The 19320-nt window shown below is 67.4% G+C and carries 19 protein-coding genes and 1 pseudogene; 17 read left to right on the forward strand and 3 right to left on the reverse strand.

Annotation, left to right across the window (positions count from 1 at the left end; translation table 11 throughout):
* From U5A56_RS10670 to U5A56_RS10715, 10 genes and pseudogenes are all read left to right on the forward strand, one after another.
* Positions 1-292, forward strand: a pseudogene (locus U5A56_RS10670) (porin); the annotation flags it as partial.
* Positions 293-388: 96 nt separating this feature from the next.
* Positions 389-631 (forward strand): hypothetical protein, encoded by a 243-nt coding sequence (locus U5A56_RS10675; RefSeq protein ID WP_321922205.1) that lies wholly within the window; start codon positions 389-391, stop codon positions 629-631.
* Positions 628-2193, forward strand: a complete 1566-nt coding sequence (locus U5A56_RS10680; RefSeq protein ID WP_321922207.1) for a PQQ-binding-like beta-propeller repeat protein — start codon at positions 628-630, stop codon at positions 2191-2193. The genes U5A56_RS10675 and U5A56_RS10680 overlap by 4 nt, the downstream gene beginning before the upstream one ends.
* 145 nt (positions 2194-2338) lie before the next feature.
* Positions 2339-2944 (forward strand): M17 family peptidase N-terminal domain-containing protein, encoded by a 606-nt coding sequence (locus tag U5A56_RS10685; protein WP_321922209.1) that lies wholly within the window; start codon positions 2339-2341, stop codon positions 2942-2944.
* A gap of 263 nt (positions 2945-3207) precedes the next feature.
* Positions 3208-4161, forward strand: a complete 954-nt coding sequence (locus tag U5A56_RS10690) for a choline ABC transporter substrate-binding protein (protein WP_044847783.1) — start codon at positions 3208-3210, stop codon at positions 4159-4161.
* A gap of 100 nt (positions 4162-4261) precedes the next feature.
* Positions 4262-5191, forward strand: coding sequence for a 3-keto-5-aminohexanoate cleavage protein (locus tag U5A56_RS10695; protein ID WP_006484708.1), 930 nt, complete (start codon positions 4262-4264; stop codon positions 5189-5191).
* Positions 5192-5276: 85 nt separating this feature from the next.
* The gene (locus tag U5A56_RS10700) at positions 5277-6242 is read left to right on the forward strand and encodes an L-carnitine dehydrogenase (protein ID WP_321922210.1); all 966 of its coding nucleotides are present in this window, start codon (positions 5277-5279) and stop codon (positions 6240-6242) included.
* 6 nt (positions 6243-6248) lie between these two features.
* Complete coding sequence (locus tag U5A56_RS10705) at positions 6249-6737, forward strand: thioesterase family protein (RefSeq protein ID WP_044847785.1); 489 nt, start codon at positions 6249-6251, stop codon at positions 6735-6737.
* Between the two features lie 36 nt (positions 6738-6773).
* Positions 6774-7733 (forward strand): alpha/beta hydrolase, encoded by a 960-nt coding sequence (locus tag U5A56_RS10710; protein ID WP_321922213.1) that lies wholly within the window; start codon positions 6774-6776, stop codon positions 7731-7733.
* A gap of 23 nt (positions 7734-7756) precedes the next feature.
* A complete protein-coding gene (locus tag U5A56_RS10715; protein ID WP_044847787.1) occupies positions 7757-8953 on the forward strand; it encodes a TauD/TfdA family dioxygenase in 1197 nt (398 codons plus the stop codon).
* Positions 8954-9175: 222 nt separating this feature from the next.
* Here U5A56_RS10715 and U5A56_RS10720 read toward each other — a convergent pair whose 3' ends face one another.
* The 3 genes from U5A56_RS10720 to U5A56_RS10730 all read right to left on the reverse strand — a co-directional run bounded on the left by U5A56_RS10720 (position 9176) and on the right by U5A56_RS10730 (position 11138).
* Positions 9176-9478, reverse strand: a complete 303-nt coding sequence (locus U5A56_RS10720) for a DUF4148 domain-containing protein (protein ID WP_044847788.1) — start codon at positions 9476-9478, stop codon at positions 9176-9178.
* A 213-nt stretch (positions 9479-9691) separates the two neighbouring features.
* Entirely contained in the window at positions 9692-10678 is a 987-nt protein-coding gene (locus U5A56_RS10725; RefSeq protein WP_321922215.1) for an oxidoreductase, read from the reverse strand.
* 169 nt (positions 10679-10847) lie between these two features.
* A complete protein-coding gene (locus U5A56_RS10730; protein WP_044847789.1) occupies positions 10848-11138 on the reverse strand; it encodes a DUF3331 domain-containing protein in 291 nt (96 codons plus the stop codon).
* Positions 11139-11814: 676 nt separating this feature from the next.
* Here U5A56_RS10730 and U5A56_RS10735 point away from each other — a divergent pair.
* The 7 genes from U5A56_RS10735 (at position 11815) to U5A56_RS10765 (ending at position 19294) form a co-directional block, all read left to right on the forward strand.
* Positions 11815-12579, forward strand: coding sequence for an SDR family oxidoreductase (locus tag U5A56_RS10735; protein ID WP_321922217.1), 765 nt, complete (start codon positions 11815-11817; stop codon positions 12577-12579).
* A gap of 68 nt (positions 12580-12647) precedes the next feature.
* On the forward strand, positions 12648-13490 hold the full coding sequence (locus U5A56_RS10740) for an ureidoglycolate lyase (RefSeq protein WP_124485211.1): 843 nt from the start codon (positions 12648-12650) through the stop codon (positions 13488-13490).
* A gap of 23 nt (positions 13491-13513) precedes the next feature.
* Positions 13514-14791: an L-fuconate dehydratase gene (locus tag U5A56_RS10745; protein ID WP_321922220.1), complete on the forward strand. Its 1278-nt coding sequence runs from the start codon at positions 13514-13516 to the stop codon at positions 14789-14791.
* 84 nt (positions 14792-14875) lie between these two features.
* Positions 14876-15652 (forward strand): SDR family oxidoreductase, encoded by a 777-nt coding sequence (locus U5A56_RS10750; protein ID WP_321922222.1) that lies wholly within the window; start codon positions 14876-14878, stop codon positions 15650-15652.
* A gap of 12 nt (positions 15653-15664) precedes the next feature.
* Positions 15665-17209, forward strand: coding sequence for a sugar ABC transporter ATP-binding protein (locus U5A56_RS10755; RefSeq protein WP_321922224.1), 1545 nt, complete (start codon positions 15665-15667; stop codon positions 17207-17209).
* A gap of 19 nt (positions 17210-17228) precedes the next feature.
* Entirely contained in the window at positions 17229-18266 is a 1038-nt protein-coding gene (locus U5A56_RS10760; RefSeq protein WP_044847795.1) for an ABC transporter permease, read from the forward strand.
* 86 nt (positions 18267-18352) lie between these two features.
* Positions 18353-19294, forward strand: coding sequence for an ABC transporter substrate-binding protein (locus tag U5A56_RS10765; protein WP_044847796.1), 942 nt, complete (start codon positions 18353-18355; stop codon positions 19292-19294).
* The last annotated feature ends 26 nt before the right edge of the window (positions 19295-19320 follow it).

Consider the following 19320-nt stretch of genomic DNA (forward strand, 5'->3'; position numbering starts at 1 on the left):
CACGGCCACGCCGCAGTGGGCGGTGACGGGCGGCGGGTATTACGTGAAGGTCGGCGACGGCGGCGGCGACGCGTCGCACGATCCGTCGGGCCACGCGATCATGTACGTGCTCGGCACGACGTACAACCTGTCGAAGCGCACGTTCCTGTACGGCACCGTCGCGTACGTGCACAACGGCGGGAATTCGAACTTCTCGCTGCTCGCGTCGCCGCGCGATGCGACCTCGGGCACGAGCCCGATGACGGGCGAGTCGCAGACGGGCGCGTATGTGGGGATGATGCATACGTTCTGAGCGGCGGATCTGCCGGTGCATCGGCTTCAGGGTTCGCGCGTCGTCACGCGCTGTCGTCAAGGGCGCGCATGTTTCATCGGCGCGTGTGGTGGTTTCATGCAGTGGTCCTATGTTTCGCGCTTCGCAACCGAACTTTGGGTATCGATATTCACGCTGCGTCAAATGATTCATCCCGGCCATGTCGATCTTTTCCCCCGCTTTGGAAAGCACGCGCAGATTGGGTATCGCCAGGCGTCCCGGCCGCTTCCAGTCGCCCCCGGCGCGCCAGTTTTCTTCACCGCGGCCGTTTCGGTTCGGCCGGTCATCAGTCACTCTTCTCTCGGTAAGGTGATGTCATGAAAACATCCAACAAGCAGCATGCCGGACTTGCCTCGTGGCGCCGGCGTACGCCGGCCATGATCGGAACGCTTGCCCTGTTCGGCATGATCGCAAGCGGCCCGGGTGCGGCGGCAGACTGGGTCTTTGCCGGGCAGGGTGTCGACAACACGCGTACCGCGCCGGACGAGCGCGTCATCGGCGTCGACAACGTCTCGCAGCTTGCGCCGCGCTGGACGCTGGATACCGACGGCAACGTGTCGGCCACGCCGACCGTCGCCAACGGCACCGTGTATGTGCCGGACTTCGGCGGCTCGCTGTGGGCGGTCGATGCCGCCAGCGGCAAGGTGAAGTGGAAGAAGAAGATCACCGAATACAGCGGCATCGACAACGATGCGTCGCGCACCAGCCCGGCCTACTGGGAAGGCACGCTGATCTTCGGGCAGGGCACCCAGGTTGCGAACAACCCGACCGGCGCGTTCGTGCTGGCAGCGAAGGCAGACGATGGCGCGCCGCTGTGGCGGACCAAGGTGGATTCGGATCCGACCGCGATCATTACCCAGTCGCCGATCGTCGATCGCGGCGTGGTGTATGTCGGCCTCTCGTCGCGTGCCGAGGCGCTCAAGGACAAGCCGACCTATCGCGGCGCGGTGGTCGCCCTCGACGCCAAGACCGGCAAGATGCTGTGGAAGACCTATATGGTGCCGAAGGGATATACCGGCGGCTCGGTGTGGGGCAACACGGCGGCGGTCGATCATGAAACCGGCCTGCTCTACGTGACCACGGGCAACAACTTCTCGGTCCCGCCGGGTCACTGCCGTTACCCGACCCAGAAGAACTGCAAACCCGATACGCCTGCCAACATGATCGACAGCTTTGTCGCGCTCGACCTCAAGACCGGCCGGATCGTCTGGCATACCCGTACGTTGGCGGCCGACATGTCGACCAACTACGACCACGACGACGGCCCGGACTACGATTTCGGCTCGGGGCCCAACCTGTTCAAGGCGACCATCAATGGGAAGGAGAGGACGTTGGTGGGTGCAGGCGCGAAGAGCGGCGTGTACTGGGCGCTCGATCCCAAGACCGGCAAGGTGGTCTGGCAGACGCAGGTCGGCCCGGGCAGCCTGCTGGGCGGCATGCTGTGGGGGACGGCCGCCGACGGCAAGCGCATCTACGTTTCGATCGGCAACCTGGACGGCAAATCGATCGACGTCGACAACGGTCCGAACGGCCAGAAGACGACCAAGGGCGGCATCTGGGCGGCGGTCGACGCCGCCACCGGCAAGGTGCTGTGGCGCACGGCCGACCCGCAGGGCAAGATGGACACGGTGGCGATGTCGGCCGCAAACGGGGTCGTCTATGCCGGCTCGTTGGCCGGGACGGGCGCGAGCATGTATGCGCTCGATGCGGCGACGGGCGAGATCAAGTGGAGCTACGAGAACAACGGCGCGGTGGTGTCGGGCGCTGCCATCGTCGACGGGTCGGTGTACTGGGGCGCGGGCTACCACACCAAGGTACTCGGTCTGCCGTACGACGGCACGAGTCACAAGCTCTATGCGTTTGGTCTTGCCGCAAAGCAATAAGCGCAACGCAGATACCGGCGTACGCGGATGACGGGTTGCTCGTGCGCCCGTGCAGGTCCGGGCAGGTGGATGAAGACGGGCAACGCTGGACACCGGGGCGCGCGCTGCGCTCCGGACCCTGTTCCAATCTTGCGGGAGAGACGATTTGGTTCTTCGACAAAATATCGGTCGTTGGCGGGAGGTGGCCTTCGAGGTCGCCGCATGGGATGGCGTAGGCGCGCAGGTCGACCTTTCCTGTGGCTGCATGTTTGCCCGCGAGGCGACGGGCGATGGCCCGACCGGCGGGTTACGCCATCTCGATCTCGCACTGTCGGGGGCACTCACCGGCTTGCGGCGCGAGGGCCGTTTTCTGGCCGCGCCGATGGAAACGCTGTGGATCAGCCATCCGCCCGCGGGCATCGCGGCGCGTGCCTTGTTGCTGGTCGGGCTCGGCGATCCGGCAAGCTGGACGATCGAAAGAACCGCGGATGCCGTCGCCACGGCCGCGCGGACGGCGATCCAGCAGGGTGTCGAAAGCGCGGCCTTTGCGCCGAGCATACTCGACGGCGGGCTGACGGCCGCCGCCACCGAAGGCATGCCCCAAGCGATGGTGAAGGCCGTGCTGGCCGCGATCGACACCGGGTATCGGGTCGCGGAGCTGGGTCTTGCCACGCCCCCCGCGCTGCGCCGCTGGGTGTTCGACGTCGGCGCGGCGCGCTTCGACGGCGCCGTGGAGCATTTCGGCAACGCGCTTGCAGCCGCACGGACCTGACCGACCCTGTCTGGTTGTCGCGCATGGCATCTCATGACGCCGCATCCGGACAAACCCCTCCTCATCGAAATCTGCCCCAAACCCCCGCCATACAAGCCACTCCCCGCGCATAGTGGTTTCCACCCATAGTCGCAAATAGTCAAGAACAGGTCGCCGGCGGTCGTCTTGCGGTGAATATGGCTCGTTACTTTTACTCCCACGATGCAGGCCGGGACGCACTCCGCGAATCCGCAGGACATCGGTCCAACCGAAGGGGAGAAACCATGAAGTCGACAAAGATCGCCGCGTTCGTCGCGGCCGTGCTGGCGACCGGCGCATTCGCGACCGCGGCGCAGGCCGAAACGGATGCCGCGACTTGCCGCAACGTACGCTTCGCGGATATCGGCTGGACCGACATCACGTCCACCACGGCGCTCGCGTCGACGGTGTTCGAAGGGCTCGGCTACAAGCCGACAACGACGATCGCATCGGTGCCGATCTCGTTCGCCGGCCTGAAGAGCAAGCAGCTGGACATCTCGCTCGGCTACTGGTGGCCGGTGCAGCAGAAGCAGCTCCAGCCGTTCCTCGACAGCAAGTCGATCAACGTGGTCGAACCGCCGAACCTGTCGGGCGCGAAGGCGACGCTCGCGGTGCCGAGCTACGAATACCAGGCCGGCCTGAAGACCTTCGAGGACATCGCGAAGCATCGCGCGGAGCTCGACGGCAAGATCTACGGGATCGAGCCGGGCAGCAGCGCGAACGCGACGATCCAGAAGATGATCGACACGAACCAGTACGGCCTCGGCGGCTTCAAGCTGGTCGAATCGAGCGAGGCGGGGATGCTCGTCACGGTCGAGCGCGCGATCCGCGACAAGAAGTGGGTCGTGTTTCTCGGCTGGGAACCGCATCCGATGAACATCCAGATCAGCATGAACTACCTGTCCGGCGGCGATGCGGCGTTCGGCCCGAACTACGGCGAAGCGCGCGTGTACACGCTGACGGCGCCCGACTTCATCTCGCGCTGCCCGAACGCGGGCAAGCTCGTCGAGAACCTGCGTTTCACGACGCAGCTGGAAAACCAGCTGATGCAGTCGGTGATGAACAAGACGAAGCCGGCCGACGCCGCGAAGGCGTACCTGAAGAAGAATCCGCAGGTGCTCGATGCCTGGCTCGCCGGCGTCAAGACGTTCGACGGCAAGGACGGCCTGCCTGCCGTGAAGGCCTATCTCGGCCTGTAACGGCCCGCACGCGCGGCGAGCGTGCGGCGCGCAGCGAAAAATCATCTGCAGTACGACGGAAATCGAGCGACACGAACCGAAGCAAACGAGGGCACTCAGCATGAACCACGAAGTCATCATCACCTGCGCGGTCACCGGCGCGGGCGATACGGTCGGCAAACATCCGGCGATTCCGGTCACGCCGAAGGAAATCGCGGCCGCCGCGATCGAGGCCGCGAAGGCCGGCGCGACGGTGGCGCACTGCCACGTGCGCGATCCGCAGACGGGCCGCGGCAGCCGCGACCCGAACCTGTACCGCGAAGTGGTCGACCGGATTCGTTCGGCGGACGTCGACGTGATCATCAACCTGACGGCCGGCATGGGCGGCGATCTGGAGATCGGCCCGGGCGAAGACCCGATGCGCTTCGGCAAGGGCACCGATCTCGTCGGCGGCCTCACGCGTCTCGCGCACGTCGAGGAACTGCTGCCGGAAATCTGCACGCTCGACTGCGGCACGCTGAATTTCGGCGACGGCGACTACATCTACGTGTCGACGCCCGCGCAACTGCGCGCCGGCGCCAAGCGCATCCAGGAACTCGGTGTGAAGCCGGAACTGGAAATCTTCGATACGGGCCATCTGTGGTTCGCGAAGCAATTGCTGAAGGAAGGACTCCTTGACGATCCGCCGCTGTTCCAGCTGTGCCTCGGCATTCCGTGGGGCGCGCCGGCCGACACCGGCACGATGAAGGCGATGGTCGACAACCTGCCGCCGGGCGCGCACTGGGCCGGCTTCGGGATCGGCCGCATGCAGATGCCGATGGTCGCGCAGGCGATGCTGCTCGGCGGCCACGTGCGCGTGGGCCTTGAAGACAACATCTGGCTCGATCGCGGCGTGCACGCGACCAACGGCACGCTCGTCGAGCGTGCGCGGGAAATCGTCGAACGGCTCGGCGGCCGCGTGCTGACGCCGGCCGAAGGGCGTCGCAAGCTCGGCCTGCCGGCGCGTGGCGAGCGCCTGCTCGAACGCCGCGCGGTGGCCGAGTTCGCGTGAGTTTCAACGCTGATTCCGCTTCAATGCGGCGGCGCGCACGGGTGCGCCGCCGTCCGATTCTCCTCGATTTGAAGGATGTGTTGACATGGCAGTGAAGACCGACATCAAGACGTTCGCCGCGATCGGCACCGGCGTGATCGGCAGCGGATGGATTTGCCGTGCGCTCGCGCATGGTCTGGACGTGGTCGTGTGGGATCCCGCGCCGGGCGCGGAAGCGCGCTTGCGCGCGAGCGTCGCGAATGCATGGCCCGCGCTCGAGCGCGTCGGCCTCGCGCCGGGCGCCGATCCCGCGCGGCTGCGCTTCGAGTCGACGATCGAGGCCTGCGTCGCCGACGCGGACTTCATCCAGGAAAGCGCACCCGAGCGCGAGGCGCTGAAGCTCGAGCTGCACGAACAGATCAGCCGCGCGGCGAAGCCCGACGCGATCATCGCATCGTCGACGTCGGGGCTGCTGCCGACCGACTTCTATGCGCGTGCGACGCATCCGGAGCGCTGCGTGGTCGGGCATCCGTTCAATCCGGTCTACCTGCTGCCGCTCGTCGAGGTGCTCGGCGGCGCGCGCACCTCGCCGGAAGCGGTCGAGGCGGCGATGGAGATCTATCGCAAGCTCGGCATGCGGCCGCTGCACGTGCGCAAGGAAGTGCCGGGCTTCATCGCGGACCGGCTGCTCGAAGCGCTGTGGCGCGAGGCGCTGCATCTCGTCAACGAGGGCGTCGCGACGACCGGCGAGATCGACGATGCGATCCGCTTCGGCGCGGGCATCCGCTGGTCGTTCATGGGCACGTTCCTGACCTACACGCTGGCCGGCGGCGACGCGGGCATGCGACACTTCATGCAGCAGTTCGGCCCCGCGCTCGAACTGCCATGGACGAAGCTGGTCGCGCCGAAGCTGACCGATGCACTGATCGACAGCGTCGTCGAAGGCACGAGCGAGCAGCAGGGCACGCGCAGCATCAAGGAACTCGAACGCTACCGCGACGAGTGCATCACCGAGGTGCTGAAGGCGATCGCCGCGGTGAAGGCGCGGCACGGAATGCGATTCGAGGACTGAACGAACATGACAGGCGATACCCCGCTGACGATCTACCGCGACGTCGTGCGGCCCGAATGGGTCGACTACAACGGCCATCTGCGCGACGCGTTCTATCTGCTGATCTTCAGCTTCGCGACCGATGCGCTGCTGGACCGCATCGGTCTCGACGACGCCGCGCGTCGCGAGCGGGGCCGCTCGGTCTACACGCTCGAAGCGCACGTGAACTATCTGCAGGAGATCAAGGAGGGCACGCGCGTGCGCGTCGATGCGCGGGTGCTCGCGCACGACGCGAAGCGGCTGCACCTGTATCTCGAACTGTTCGCCGATGGGCACGACGGCGCGGTGTCGGCGAGCGAGCAGATGCTGCTGCACGTCGACACGCGCGACGGCGCGAAATCGGCGCCGTTCGACGACGACGTCGCCGCGCGCGTGGCCGAACTGCATGCGGTGCAGCGCGATTGCGCGGCCCCTGCGTATGCAGGCCGCGTGATCGGACTGCCGCCGCGCCGCTAGCGTCGACGTTCAACCCTGGACCGCGGAGCGCACACGATGCTCGAACCGGAAATCGCGGCGTTCGTCGCGGCCGTCGACGCGTGGTATCCGGCCGACGCAGCGGCGCGCTCGGCCGACGAGCAACGCCGCGTCTACGATCGCTTCGCGGCCGCATGGACGCCCGCCGAACTGCCGGCCGGCATCGTCCGGCACGATGCGGTGTGGCATGCACCGGACGGACACGCGATCGCGCTGCGGCGCTACGCGCCCGCACAGGGCGAGCCGCGCGGCACCGTGCTGTTCTTTCATGGCGGCGGCTTCGTCGTCGGCTCGCTCGACAGTCATGCGTTGATCACCGCGCAACTGGCGGCCGACACGGGGCTTGCCGTGATCGCGGTCGACTACCGGCTCGCGCCCGAGCATCGCGCGCCGGCCGCGCTCGACGATTGCCTGGCCGTCACGCGCGCCGCACGCGACGCAGCGCGCTGGCCGTTCGACGCGTGCGCGCGACCGCTGACGCTCGCCGGCGACAGTGCCGGCGGCAACCTCGCGGCCGCCGTCGCGACCGCGCTGCGCGATGCGGGCGAAGGCGGCATCGACGGGATCGCGCTCGTCTATCCGATGCTCGGCTTCGAACCGCAATTACCGGCGCGCGAAACCGAGGCACACGCGCCGATGCTGACGCTCGACGACGTCCATCGCTATCGCGCGTTGTACTGGGGCAGTGAAGGCGACGATGCGCCGAGCGATGACGATCCGCTGCTGCGCGCCTCGGTGCCGCTCGCGGCGGCGCGTTTCGACGGGCTGCCGCCCGTGCTCGCGATCGGCGCGGAACACGATCCGCTGCGCGACGATGCGCGCGTCTATGTCGAACACATTCTCGCGGCCGGCGGCGCCGCGCGTTACTGGATGGGAGAGGGGCTGGTGCACGGCTGCTGGCGCGCGCTCGGAACGAGCCCGCAGGCGGCGCGGATGCACCGGATGATCGGCGGGTTTCTGCTCGCACCACACGCGTAGCGGGCGTTTTCCGGGAGGCAACGATGCAGGCAGCGCAACACCGTATCGAGGACTGGCGGACCTTTTCCGCCGACGCGGCCATTGCGGCGGCGACGATCGGCGAGGGTGCGGTGAACGTCGAGTGGAGCGACACGCGACGATCGCCGTTTCACTTCGACTGGTTGCGCGACAACTGCGCGTGCTCCGCGTGCGTGCATGCGCTCACGCGCGAACAGGTGTTCGAGATCGCCGATGCGCGCGAGGATCTGTCGGCGCTCGTCGTGCATGTCGAAACCGACGGCGCGCTGCACGTCGAGTGGAACGACGGGCATCGCAGCGCCTGGTCGCCGGGATGGTTGCGCGCGCATGCTTACGACGATGCGTCCCGCGCGGAACGTCAGGCCGCGCACGGGCGGCACGTGTGGACCGGCGACGATGCGACGGCGATCGGCGTGTTCGCGTGGCGTGACGTGATGGAGGACGACGGCGCGTTGCTCGCCTGGCTCGCCGCGTTGCAGCGCACCGGGCTGACGCTCGTCGAGGGCGTGCCGGCCGAACCCGGCCGGGTCGACCAGATCGCGCGGCGTGTCGGCCTGATCCGCGAAAGCAATTTCGGCGTGCTGTTCGATGTCGAATCGAAGCCGCGGCCGGACAGCAATGCCTATACGTCGCTGAACCTGCCGCCGCACACCGACCTGCCGACGCGTGAATTGCAGCCGGGCGTGCAGTTCCTGCACTGCCTCGCGAACGACGCAACGGGCGGAGACAGCGTGTTTCTCGACGGCTTCGCGCTCGCGGATGCGCTGCGGCACGAATATCCGGACGATTTCACGCAACTTGCGTCGACACCGTTCGAGTTCTGGAACAAGAGTGCGAACAGCGACTACCGCTGTTCGGCGCCGGTGATCGGGCTCGATGCGCGCGGCAACGTGACCGAGGTGCGCGTCGCGAACTTCCTGCGCGGGCCGCTCGATGCGCCGGCCGGCGCGGTCGCGGCCGTCTACCGCGCGTACCGGCGGTTTCTCGCGCTCGCGCGCGAGCCGCGTTTCCGTGTACAGCGCCGGCTGCGGGCGGGCGACATGTGGGCGTTCGACAACCGGCGCGTGCTGCATGCGCGCACCGAGTTCGATCCGTCGACGGGCCGCCGGCATCTGCAGGGCTGCTACGTCGATCGCGACGAACTGCTGTCGCGCTGGCGTGTGCTGTCGCGTGCGCTGCCCGCGGCTGCCGCCGGGCGCTGATCGGCGCATTCGACTTCCGCAGTCGGCTGCCGCATTCGACTTCGTTACGCATACCTCGCCGGGGAAAAAGCGCCCGGACGCAACGCGCCCGGGCGAAGCCACCCGCTGCCGGGCGGCGGAGGTATGCGTTTCACAAAAAAAGACGAGCCCGCATGAGGGGCTCGTCCGGATCCAGCTTCTTCATCGCGCGATGCGCGGTGCGCCCGCCGGGGGCGCGTCGGCTTACTGGCCGAAGAAGACCGAGTCGCGTGCGTTCGACGACGTTGCGGCAGCCGGGGCGCCCGAGTGGACGACCGGAGCCGGTTGCGCGCCGTAGCCGCTGGCGTCGGCACCATGAACGCGCGCTTCCGCCGACTGGATGTCGTTCGGGTAGTACGGGCTCGACACGCCCGGCTTGTAGCCGGCTTGTTCGAGCTGAACCAGTTCGTTGCGGACTTGCGCGCGGGTCACGGTGCTTTGTGCGAAAGCGCCGAACGAAGCGGACAGGGCGACAGCGGCAACAACTGCGGAAACGAGCGATTTCATGATGACCTCCGGTGTTTTATTGGGTTCGCTTGCGACACCATGTCTGCAGCGATTGACTAAATCTTAGTCACCGGGTCGTTCAGGGTAAACGCTGGTTTTGACGATAGATTGTTTCCAAGGCGGTAACAGTGGGACGCCGGATCATGCTTTCATCCGGCTTTCGTTTCCGTAAGCGCAATAAGTATGAAGAATGTGGCCCGACGCGCACCGCATTCAGCGCGCCTCGGCGGCCGCGTCGAACGGCTTGGCGGGCGGCCGGCCGGCGGGCGCGCCCGAACTCAGGAAACGCACGCCCGTCGCGGCTTCGGACGCCTCCCACAGCAGTGCCGCGAGGGCCGCGTCGCGTGCCGCGCGCGGCACGCTCGCCGGTGCCGGCAAGCCGCGCGACTCGAGCCAGCCGGACGGCCCGATGTACGAGCCCCCGGCGAGGTCGGGCGACGTCGCCGCATGAATCGCGGGCAACGCACCCTGCTCGGCCGGTTGCGCGAGATAACGGTTCGCCGCGCGCATCAGCGCGGCGCGCGTGGGCGAACTGTCCATCGCGGGGCCCGCGAACTGCAGGTTGGTTGCCGCGTAGCCGGGATGCGCGGCGACGCTGATTCCCGCGAACCCCGCGCGCTGGAAGCGGCGCTGCAACTCGAGCGCGAACACCAGGTTCGCGAGTTTGCTGTCGCAGTAGGCGAGATAACGGTTGTAACGGTGCTCGGCGCGCAGGTCGTCGACCCGGATCCGGCCGCCGCGGTTGAAGCCGCTCGACATCGTCACGACGCGCGCGCGCCGGGCGGCGCGCAGCGCGGGCAGCAGATGGCCGGTCAGCGCGAAATGGCCGAGGTGGTTGGTGCCGAACTGCATCTCGAAGCCGTCGTGCGTGTGTCGCAGCGGCAGGAACATCACGCCGGCGTTGTTGCAGAGGATGTCGACGCGGCCGTGGCGGTCGGCGACGTTGGCGGCGAAGCGCTGGATCGACGCGAGATCGGCGAGGTCGAGCGGATCGACTTCGACCCGTGCGGCGGGATGGAGCCGGTGAATCGCAGCGGCGGCCTGCGCGGCGCGCGCGGCATCGCGGCAGCCCATCACGACCGTCGCGCCCTTGGCGGCCAGCGTTTCCGCGATGTGCCAGCCGAGGCCGCTGTTGGCGCCGGTCACGACCGCGACCTTGCCGCCTTGCGCCGGGACGTGGCGCGCGCTCCATGCATGCATGTCTGCCTCCATCGGCGTGGCGGTGCGCCACGACGCGCAATCGTTACATTGAGTGGTGTAACGATAGTCCGCGCGGGCGGGACAGACAAGCGGGGGAATTAGACCGGCGCTTCTAGGGCGCGCAAGCGCATCACGCCGCGGGCCCCGGCACGGGTGGCCGGTGTGGGCGTTACCGGCTGCCGGCCAGCGCGAGCACTTCGGCGGCGGAGATCATTGCCGCCGCATTCGCGGGTGCCGGGCGCTCGGCCGGGCGGAATACTTCGTCGCCGCGCTGGATGACCTGGCGCGACAGCGCGCAGGTACCGGTGCGCTGCGCGAAGCGGCGGCGCCAGCGCTGTTCGCCGTAGTGACAGCGGCCGGGTTCGACCCAGCGGACGACGAGCAGCGTATCGGAGCGTTCCAGAATTTCGACGTGGACGTCGGCGGGATCGAGCACAGGCAGGGATTTGGAGGCCTTCATTTGCCGTTTCCTAAAGCTCGTGCGGTTTCGGCCGTGGCAGTGGATGTCACTACCCGAGGGCGAATCCGTAGCGGTTTCCATGAGTGGTGCGCTAAATGTAAGCGTCTGTGACCGGAAAAAACATCCTGTCTGGCTCAAATTACCTTTTGCCGAATCAGAAACAATCGACGCGCATTTTCGTGAAAAAGCCAACGACAAAAGCGCCCCGGACGCGCACGCCCGGGGCGGAAAATCGGCCCGCGCCCCCGTGTCTGCTCGCTCAGTCACGTGGACACCGCGGGGGACGGAGACGCCCGTCAGGGATCGGAGACGGGCGGGGTGCGGCGTCCGGGAAGCGCGGTCCGGTAACACCATGATCGCGCGCGCCGGCCGTTGACACCCTGACGGGAACATGACTTTTTTGTCAGTTTCGCCGTGGCGACGGCGCGACTCCGGCGCTCGGGGATCGCGCAAACGCCCACCGGTATTGGCTTTGCGCGATACGCGGCCGATCGGCGGAACCTGAAAAATACGGTAATCGAAGCCCGCCGCAGCGCCTTCCGCCCGATTCTCCCGCTCGGGAAAATACTGAATCACGCGAACGTGACAAATCCGGAATCTGTTCCTATGATTGGCTGGACCTTTAGTCCTTTGTGCCAATCAGCCGGCCCGGCCGGCTTCTTCGGGAGAGGTGCTCATGAGATTGCAGGGCAAGCACGCGCTGGTGACGGCGGCCGGGCAGGGTATCGGCCGCGCGACCGCGCTGCGGTTCGCAAGCGAGGGGGCCGACGTGCTGGCGACCGACATCAACGAAGCCGCGCTCGCGCAACTCGCGGCCGACGCCGAACGCGCGGGCGGCCGGCTAGCCACGCGGCGGCTCGACGTGACCGATGCGGGCGACATCGCCGCACTCGCCGCGCAGGAGCGCGCGTTCGACGTGCTGTTCAACTGCGCGGGCTTCGTGCACCACGGCTCGATCCTCGACTGCGACGACGCCGCGTGGGCGTTCTCGCTGAATCTGAACGTCACGTCGATGTACCGGCTGATCCGCGCGCTGCTGCCGGCGATGCTGGCTGCGGGCGGCGCGTCGATCGTCAACATGGCGTCGGCCGCGTCGAGCGTGAAGGGCGTGCCGAACCGCTTCGTCTACGGCACGACCAAGGCGGCCGTGATCGGCCTGACCAAGTCGGTGGCTGCCGATTTCGTCGAGCAGCGCATCCGCTGCAACGCGATCTGCCCGGGCACGATCGAGTCGCCGTCGCTGGAGCAGCGGATCGCCGAGCAGGCGCGCACGCGCCAGGTGTCGACCGACACCGTGCGCCAGGCGTTCGTCGCGCGTCAGCCGATGGGCCGTATCGGCACCGCGGACGAAGTGGCCGCGCTCGCGCTGTATCTCGCGTCCGACGAAGCGTCGTTCACGACCGGCGCGATTCACCTGATCGATGGCGGCTGGTCGAACTGACCGCGTCTAGCCGACCGCGTCGAACTGACCGCGCCCTTCCACTCACTTTCCATTTCCGCCCACACCACATGAAACTGCTGAGATTTGGCGACAAACACCATGAAAAGCCGGGCCTGCTCGATGCGCAGGGCAGGATCCGCGACCTGTCGGGCGTGATCGACGACGTCGCCGGCGACGCGCTCGCACCCGCGTCGCTCGCGCGGCTGCGCGAGCTCGACCCGGCGTCGCTGCCGCTCGTCGAAGGCACGCCGCGGCTCGGCGCGTGCGTCGGCCGCGTCGGCAAGTTCATCTGTATCGGGCTCAACTATTCCGACCACGCGGCCGAATCGGGGATGGACGTCCCGAAGGAGCCGGTCGTGTTCGGCAAGTGGACGAGCGCGATCTCGGGGCCGAACGACGACGTCGAGATCCCGCGCGGCTCGGAGAAGACCGACTGGGAAGTCGAGCTGGGCGTCGTGATCGGCCGGGGCGGCCGCTATATCGACGAAGCCGACGCGCTGTCGCACGTCGCCGGCTACTGCGTGGTGAACGACGTGTCGGAGCGCGAGTACCAGCTCGAACGCGGCGGCACGTGGGACAAGGGCAAGGGCAACGATACGTTCGGCCCGCTCGGCCCGTGGCTCGTGACGGCCGACGAAGTGCCCGATCCGCACGCGCTGCGGCTGTGGCTGGAAGTGGACGGCCACCGCTACCAGAACGGCACGACCGCGACGATGGTGTTCCGTGTGCCGCACCTGATCAGCTACCTGAGCCGCTTCATGAGCCTGCAGCCGGGCGACGTGATCTCGACCGGCACGCCGCCGGGCGTGGGCCTCGGGCAGAAGCCGCCCGTCTATCTGCGCGCCGGGCAGGTGATCACGCTCGGCATCGACGGGCTCGGCGAGCAGCGCCAGCGCACCGTGCAGGCCTGAAACCCTTTCCCGGACGGTTCGCCATGCCTATCATTCGATCGATGCGCGTCCTCGACGTGCGCTTCCCGACCTCGCGCCAGCTCGACGGTTCCGATGCGATGAATCCGGACCCCGATTATTCGGCCGCGTACGTCGTGCTCGAAACCGACCGCGACGGGCTCGAAGGCCACGGGCTCACGTTCACCATCGGGCGCGGCAACGAAATCTGCTGCGCGGCGATCGACGCGATGCGTCACCTCGTCGTCGGCCTCGACCTCGACTGGATCCGCGAGGACATGGGCCGCTTCTGGCGGCACGTGACCTCGGACAGCCAGTTGCGCTGGATCGGCCCCGACAAGGGCGCGATTCATCTGGCGACGGGCGCCGTCGTGAACGCGGTGTGGGATTTGTGGGCGAAGGCCGTCGGCAAACCGCTGTGGCGGCTCGTCGCCGACATGAGCCCCGAGGAGATCGTGCGCGCGATCGACTTCCGCTACCTGACCGACTGCCTGACGCCGGACGAAGCGCTCGACCTGCTGCGACGGCAGGCGCCGGGGAAGGCCGCGCGGATCGCGACGCTCGAGCGCGAAGGCTACCCGTGCTACACGACGTCGGCCGGCTGGCTCGGCTACAGCGACGACAAGCTGCGCCGGTTGTGTCACGAAGCGGTAGACGCCGGGTTCGATTACGTGAAGCTGAAGGTCGGCGCGAACCTGGAGGACGACATCCGCCGCGTGACGATCGCACGCGAGGTGATCGGCTCGGACCGCAAGCTGATGATCGACGCGAACCAGGTGTGGGAAGTCGACGAGGCGATCGACTGGGTGCGCGAGCTGGCGTTCGCGAAACCGTGGTTCATCGAGGAGCCGACGAGCCCCGACGACGTCGAAGGGCATCGCAAGATCCGCGAGGCGATCGCGCCGGTGCAGGTCGCGACCGGCGAGATGTGCCAGAACCGCGTGATGTTCAAGCAGTTCATCGCGCGCGGCGCGATCGACGTCGTGCAGATCGACGCGTGCCGGCTCGGCGGCGTGAACGAGATACTCGCGGTGATGCTGCTGGCCGCGAAGTACGGGTTGCCGGTGTGTCCGCATGCGGGCGGCGTCGGGCTGTGCGAATACGTGCAGCATCTGTCGATGATCGACTACGTGTGCATTGCCGGCACGAAGGAAGGGCGCGTGACCGAATACGTCGATCACCTGCACGAGCATTTCGTCGAGCCCTGTGTCGTGCGCGGCGCGGCGTACATGCCGCCGACGGCACCCGGTTTCTCGATCGAGATGAAGCCCGCATCGCTCGAGCAGTACCGGTTCCGCGGCTGAAGCACGCAGCACGCAGCACGACGGCGCACGGATGACCCGCGCATGGCCTGCGCGCGGCGACAACATGAACGACGGAGACGCGAAGTGGATTTGAATCTGCAAGACAAGGTCGTGATCGTGACCGGCGGCGCGTCGGGCATCGGCGCCGCGATCTCGATGCGGCTTGCCGGCGAAGGCGCGATTCCGGTGGTGTTCGCGCGCCACACGCCGGATGACGGCTTCTGGCGCGCGCTCGCGCAGAAGCAGCCGCGCGCCGCGTGCGTGTCCGTCGAGCTGCAGGACGACGCGCAATGCCGCGACGCAGTCGCGCAGACCCTCGCGCGCTTCGGCCGCATCGACGGCCTCGTCAACAACGCGGGCATCAACGACAGCGTTGGGCTCGATGCCGGGCGCGACGCGTTCGTCGCATCGCTCGAACGCAACCTGATCCACTACTACGTGATGGCGCATTACTGCGTGCCGCACCTGAAGGCGACGCGCGGCGCGATCGTCAACATCTCGTCGAAGACGGCGGTCACTGGCCAGGGCAACACGAGCGGCTATTGCGCATCGAAGGGCGCGCAGCTCGCGCTCACGCGCGAATGGGCGGTCGCACTGCGCGACGACGGCGTGCGCGTGAACGCGGTGATCCCGGCCGAGGTGATGACGCCGCTTTACCAGAACTGGATCGCCGGTTTCGACGACCCGGAAGCGAAGCTCGCGGAAATCGCCGGCAAGGTGCCGCTCGGCAAGCGCTTCACGACCGCCGACGAGATTGCCGACACGGCCGTGTTCCTGCTGTCGGCGCGCGCATCGCACACGACGGGCCAGTGGCTGTTCGTCGATGGCGGTTATACGCATCTCGATCGCGCGATCGGCTGAGGGCGGCCAGCCATGCAACCCGATCCGAACCCGACGACCCTCACGCCCGCGGCGCTGATCGAGCTGACCGGCGTCAGCAAGCGCTTTCCGGGCGTGCTGGCGCTCGACGATTGCCGCTTCGACCTGCGCGCCGGCGAAGTGCATGCGCTGATGGGCGAGAACGGCGCGGGCAAGTCGACGCTGATGAAGATTCTCGCCGGCGTCTATCAGAAGGACGAAGGCGAGATCCGGATCGACGGCCGCGCGGTGGACATCGACGATCCGCGCGCCGCGCAGGCGCTCGGGATCGGCATCATCCATCAGGAACTGAACCTGATGAACCACCTGAGCGTCGCGCAGAACATCTTCATCGGCCGCGAGCCGCGCGGCCGCTTCGGCGTGTTCGTCGACGAAGAGAAGCTCAACCGCGACGCGGCCGCGATCTTCGCGCGGATGCGGCTCGATCTCGATCCGCGCACACCGGTCGGCCGGCTGACGGTCGCGAAGCAGCAGATGGTCGAGATCGCGAAGGCGCTGTCGTTCGACTCGCGCGTGCTGATCATGGATGAACCGACCGCCGCGCTGAACAACGCGGAAATCGCCGAGCTGTTCCGCATCATCGGCGACCTGCGCGCGCACGGCGTCGGCATCGTCTACATCTCGCACAAGATGGACGAGCTGCGCCAGATCGCCGATCGCGTGACGGTGATGCGCGACGGCAAGTACGTCGCGACCGTGCCGATGGCGGATACGTCGATGGAAGCGATCATCGCGATGATGGTCGGCCGCCAGCTCGATGCGACGTTCCGAACGCCGCCCGATACGTCGGCCAACGCAGTCGCGCTCGAGGTGCGCGGGCTGTCGCGCGGCCGCGCGATCCGCGATGTCGGCTTCACGTTGCGGCGCGGCGAGATCCTCGGCTTTGCCGGGCTGATGGGCGCGGGCCGCACCGAGGTCGCGCGTGCGGTGTTCGGCGCGGACCCGGTCGACGCGGGCGAGATCCGCGTGCACGGCAGGACCGTGACGATCCGCACGCCGGCCGACGCGGTCAGGCACGGGATCGGTTATCTCTCGGAGGACCGCAAGCACTTCGGGCTCGCGGTCGGGATGGACGTGCAGAACAACATTGCGCTGTCGAGCATGCGGCGCTTCGTGCGCCGCGGCCTGTTCCTCGATGCGCGCGGGATGCGCGACACCGCGCAGTCGTACGTGCGCCAGCTCGCGATCCGCACGCCGTCCGTCGCGCAGCCGGCGCGGCTCCTGTCGGGCGGCAACCAGCAGAAGATCGTGATCGCGAAGTGGCTGCTGCGCGACTGCGACATCCTGTTCTTCGACGAGCCGACCCGCGGCATCGACGTCGGCGCGAAAAGCGAGATCTACAAGCTGCTCGACGCGCTCGCCGCCGACGGCAAGGCGATCGTGATGATCTCGTCGGAGTTGCCCGAGGTGCTTCGCATGAGCCACCGGATCCTCGTGATGTGCGAAGGGCGCGTGACCGGCGAATTGCGCGCGGCCGACGCCACGCAGGAAAAGATCATGCAGCTCGCGACGCAGCGCGAGTCGACCGTATTGTCCTGATTCCGACGCTTACCCGATCATGTCCAACGATACGCATCCCGTTCCGCCTCTTGCCACCGGCGACACGCCGGCCGGCGCAGCGGGCCTCCGTGCTCGCTTCTTCAACCCGGCCGCGCGGCAGAAGCTGCTCGCGTTCGCAAGCCTCGTGCTGCTGATCGTGTTCTTCAGCTTCGCGTCGCCGAACTTCCTCGAAGTCGACAACCTCGTGACGATCCTGCAGGCCACCGCCGTGAACGGTGTGCTGGCCGTCGCGTGTACCTACGTGATCATCACGTCGGGCATCGACCTGTCGGTCGGCACGCTGATGACCTTCTGCGCGGTGATGGCCGGCGTCGTGCTGACGAAGTGGGGCATGCCGCTGCCGCTCGGGATCCTGGCCGCGTTGTTGTTCGGCGCGCTGTCGGGCAGCGTGTCGGGCTTCGTGATCGCGAAGATGAAGGTGCCGCCGTTCATCGCGACGCTCGGCATGATGATGCTGCTCAAGGGGCTGTCGCTCGTGATCTCGGGCACGCGGCCGATCTACTTCAACGACACGCCGGGCTTCACGTCGATCGCGCAGGATTCGCTGATCGGCAGCCTGGTTCCCGCGCTGCCGATCCCGAACGCGGTGCTGATCCTGTTCCTCGTCGCGGTCGGTGCGTCGATCGTGCTGAACCGGACGATCTTCGGCCGCTACACGTTCGCGCTCGGCAGCAACGAGGAAGCGCTGCGGCTGTCCGGCGTGAATGTCGATGCGTGGAAGATCGCCGTCTACACGTTCAGCGGCGCGGTGTGCGGGATCGCAGGACTCCTGATCGCGTCGCGGCTGAATTCCGCGCAGCCCGCGCTCGGGCAGGGCTACGAGCTCGATGCGATCGCGGCCGTCGTGATCGGCGGCACGTCGCTGTCGGGCGGCGCGGGCAGCATCGTCGGCACCATCATCGGCGCGTTCATCATGAGCGTGCTGACCAACGGCCTGCGCATCATGTCGGTCGCGCAGGAATGGCAGACGGTCGTGACGGGCGTGATCATCATCCTCGCCGTCTACGTGGACATCCTGCGCAGGCGCCGCCGCTGACGCGTGCGCGCACGAACACGAACACACAGGCGCTTCACCGCCGGCCGGGCCGGCATTTCAGTCGATACCAACCAAGGAGACGCGAAGTGATCAGGAGCAAGGTGTTGAACGCGATCGTCGGGCTGACGTTCGCCGTCGGCGTGACGGCCGGTGCGCAGGCGCAGGAATCCTACATCCCGCTGATCTCGAAGGGCTTCCAGCATCAGTTCTGGCAGGCCGTGAAGGCGGGCGCGATGCAGGCGGCGAAGGACTACAAGGTGAAGGTGACGTTCGAAGGCCCCGAAACCGAGGCGATGGTCGACAAGCAGATCGACATGCTGTCCGCCGCGATCGCGAAGAAGCCGGCCGCGCTCGGCTTCGCGGCACTCGACAGCAAGGCCGCGCTGCCGCTCCTGAAGAAGGCGCAGGCCGAGAAGATTCCGGTGATCGCGTTCGACTCGGGTGTCGACAGCGACATCCCGGTGACGACCGCCGCGACCAACAACAAGGCCGCCGCCGCGCTCGCCGCCGACAAGCTCGCCGCGCTGATCGGCGACGAAGGCGAGGTGGCCGTGGTCGCGCACGACCAGACGAGCCGCACGGGCATCGACCGCCGCGACGGCTTTCTCGAACGGATGAAGTCCGCGCACCCGAAGGTGCAGGTCGTGACCGTGCAGTATGGCGAGGGCGATCAGCTGAAGTCGACCGAAGTGACGAAGTCGATCCTGCAGGCGTATCCGAAGCTCAAGGGCCTGTTCGGCACCAACGAAGGCTCGGCGATCGGCGTGGTGAACGGCGTGCGCGAGATGAAGCGCAAGGTCGTGATCATCGGCTACGATTCCGGCAAGCAGCAGAAGGACGCGATCCGCAGCGGGCTGATGGCCGGCGCGATCACGCAGAACCCGGTCGGGATCGGCTACAAGACGGTCGAGGCGGCCGTGAAGGCGACCAAGGGCGAGAAGCTGCCGAAGGTCATCGATACCGGTTTCTACTGGTACGACAAGACCAATATCGACGACCCGAAAATCACGGCGGTGCTGTACGACTGAGCGCGACGTGACGCGGCGGGCAACGG

Source organism: Burkholderia sp. BCC1998 (assembly GCF_905339875.1).
Lineage (GTDB): Bacteria > Pseudomonadota > Gammaproteobacteria > Burkholderiales > Burkholderiaceae > Burkholderia.

Coding starts and splice junctions, on each gene's coding strand:
- U5A56_RS10675 (WP_321922205.1), top strand. CDS start 389: ATGCAGTGGTCCTATGTTTCGCGCTTCGCAACCGAACTTTGGGTATCG.
- U5A56_RS10680 (WP_321922207.1), top strand. CDS start 628: ATGAAAACATCCAACAAGCAGCATGCCGGACTTGCCTCGTGGCGCCGG.
- U5A56_RS10690 (WP_044847783.1), top strand. CDS start 3,208: ATGAAGTCGACAAAGATCGCCGCGTTCGTCGCGGCCGTGCTGGCGACC.
- U5A56_RS10695 (WP_006484708.1), top strand. CDS start 4,262: ATGAACCACGAAGTCATCATCACCTGCGCGGTCACCGGCGCGGGCGAT.
- U5A56_RS10700 (WP_321922210.1), top strand. CDS start 5,277: ATGGCAGTGAAGACCGACATCAAGACGTTCGCCGCGATCGGCACCGGC.
- U5A56_RS10705 (WP_044847785.1), top strand. CDS start 6,249: ATGACAGGCGATACCCCGCTGACGATCTACCGCGACGTCGTGCGGCCC.
- U5A56_RS10710 (WP_321922213.1), top strand. CDS start 6,774: ATGCTCGAACCGGAAATCGCGGCGTTCGTCGCGGCCGTCGACGCGTGG.
- U5A56_RS10715 (WP_044847787.1), top strand. CDS start 7,757: ATGCAGGCAGCGCAACACCGTATCGAGGACTGGCGGACCTTTTCCGCC.
- U5A56_RS10720 (WP_044847788.1), bottom strand. CDS start 9,478: ATGAAATCGCTCGTTTCCGCAGTTGTTGCCGCTGTCGCCCTGTCCGCT.
- U5A56_RS10725 (WP_321922215.1), bottom strand. CDS start 10,678: ATGCATGCATGGAGCGCGCGCCACGTCCCGGCGCAAGGCGGCAAGGTC.
- U5A56_RS10730 (WP_044847789.1), bottom strand. CDS start 11,138: ATGAAGGCCTCCAAATCCCTGCCTGTGCTCGATCCCGCCGACGTCCAC.
- U5A56_RS10735 (WP_321922217.1), top strand. CDS start 11,815: ATGAGATTGCAGGGCAAGCACGCGCTGGTGACGGCGGCCGGGCAGGGT.
- U5A56_RS10740 (WP_124485211.1), top strand. CDS start 12,648: ATGAAACTGCTGAGATTTGGCGACAAACACCATGAAAAGCCGGGCCTG.
- U5A56_RS10745 (WP_321922220.1), top strand. CDS start 13,514: ATGCCTATCATTCGATCGATGCGCGTCCTCGACGTGCGCTTCCCGACC.
- U5A56_RS10755 (WP_321922224.1), top strand. CDS start 15,665: ATGCAACCCGATCCGAACCCGACGACCCTCACGCCCGCGGCGCTGATC.
- U5A56_RS10760 (WP_044847795.1), top strand. CDS start 17,229: ATGTCCAACGATACGCATCCCGTTCCGCCTCTTGCCACCGGCGACACG.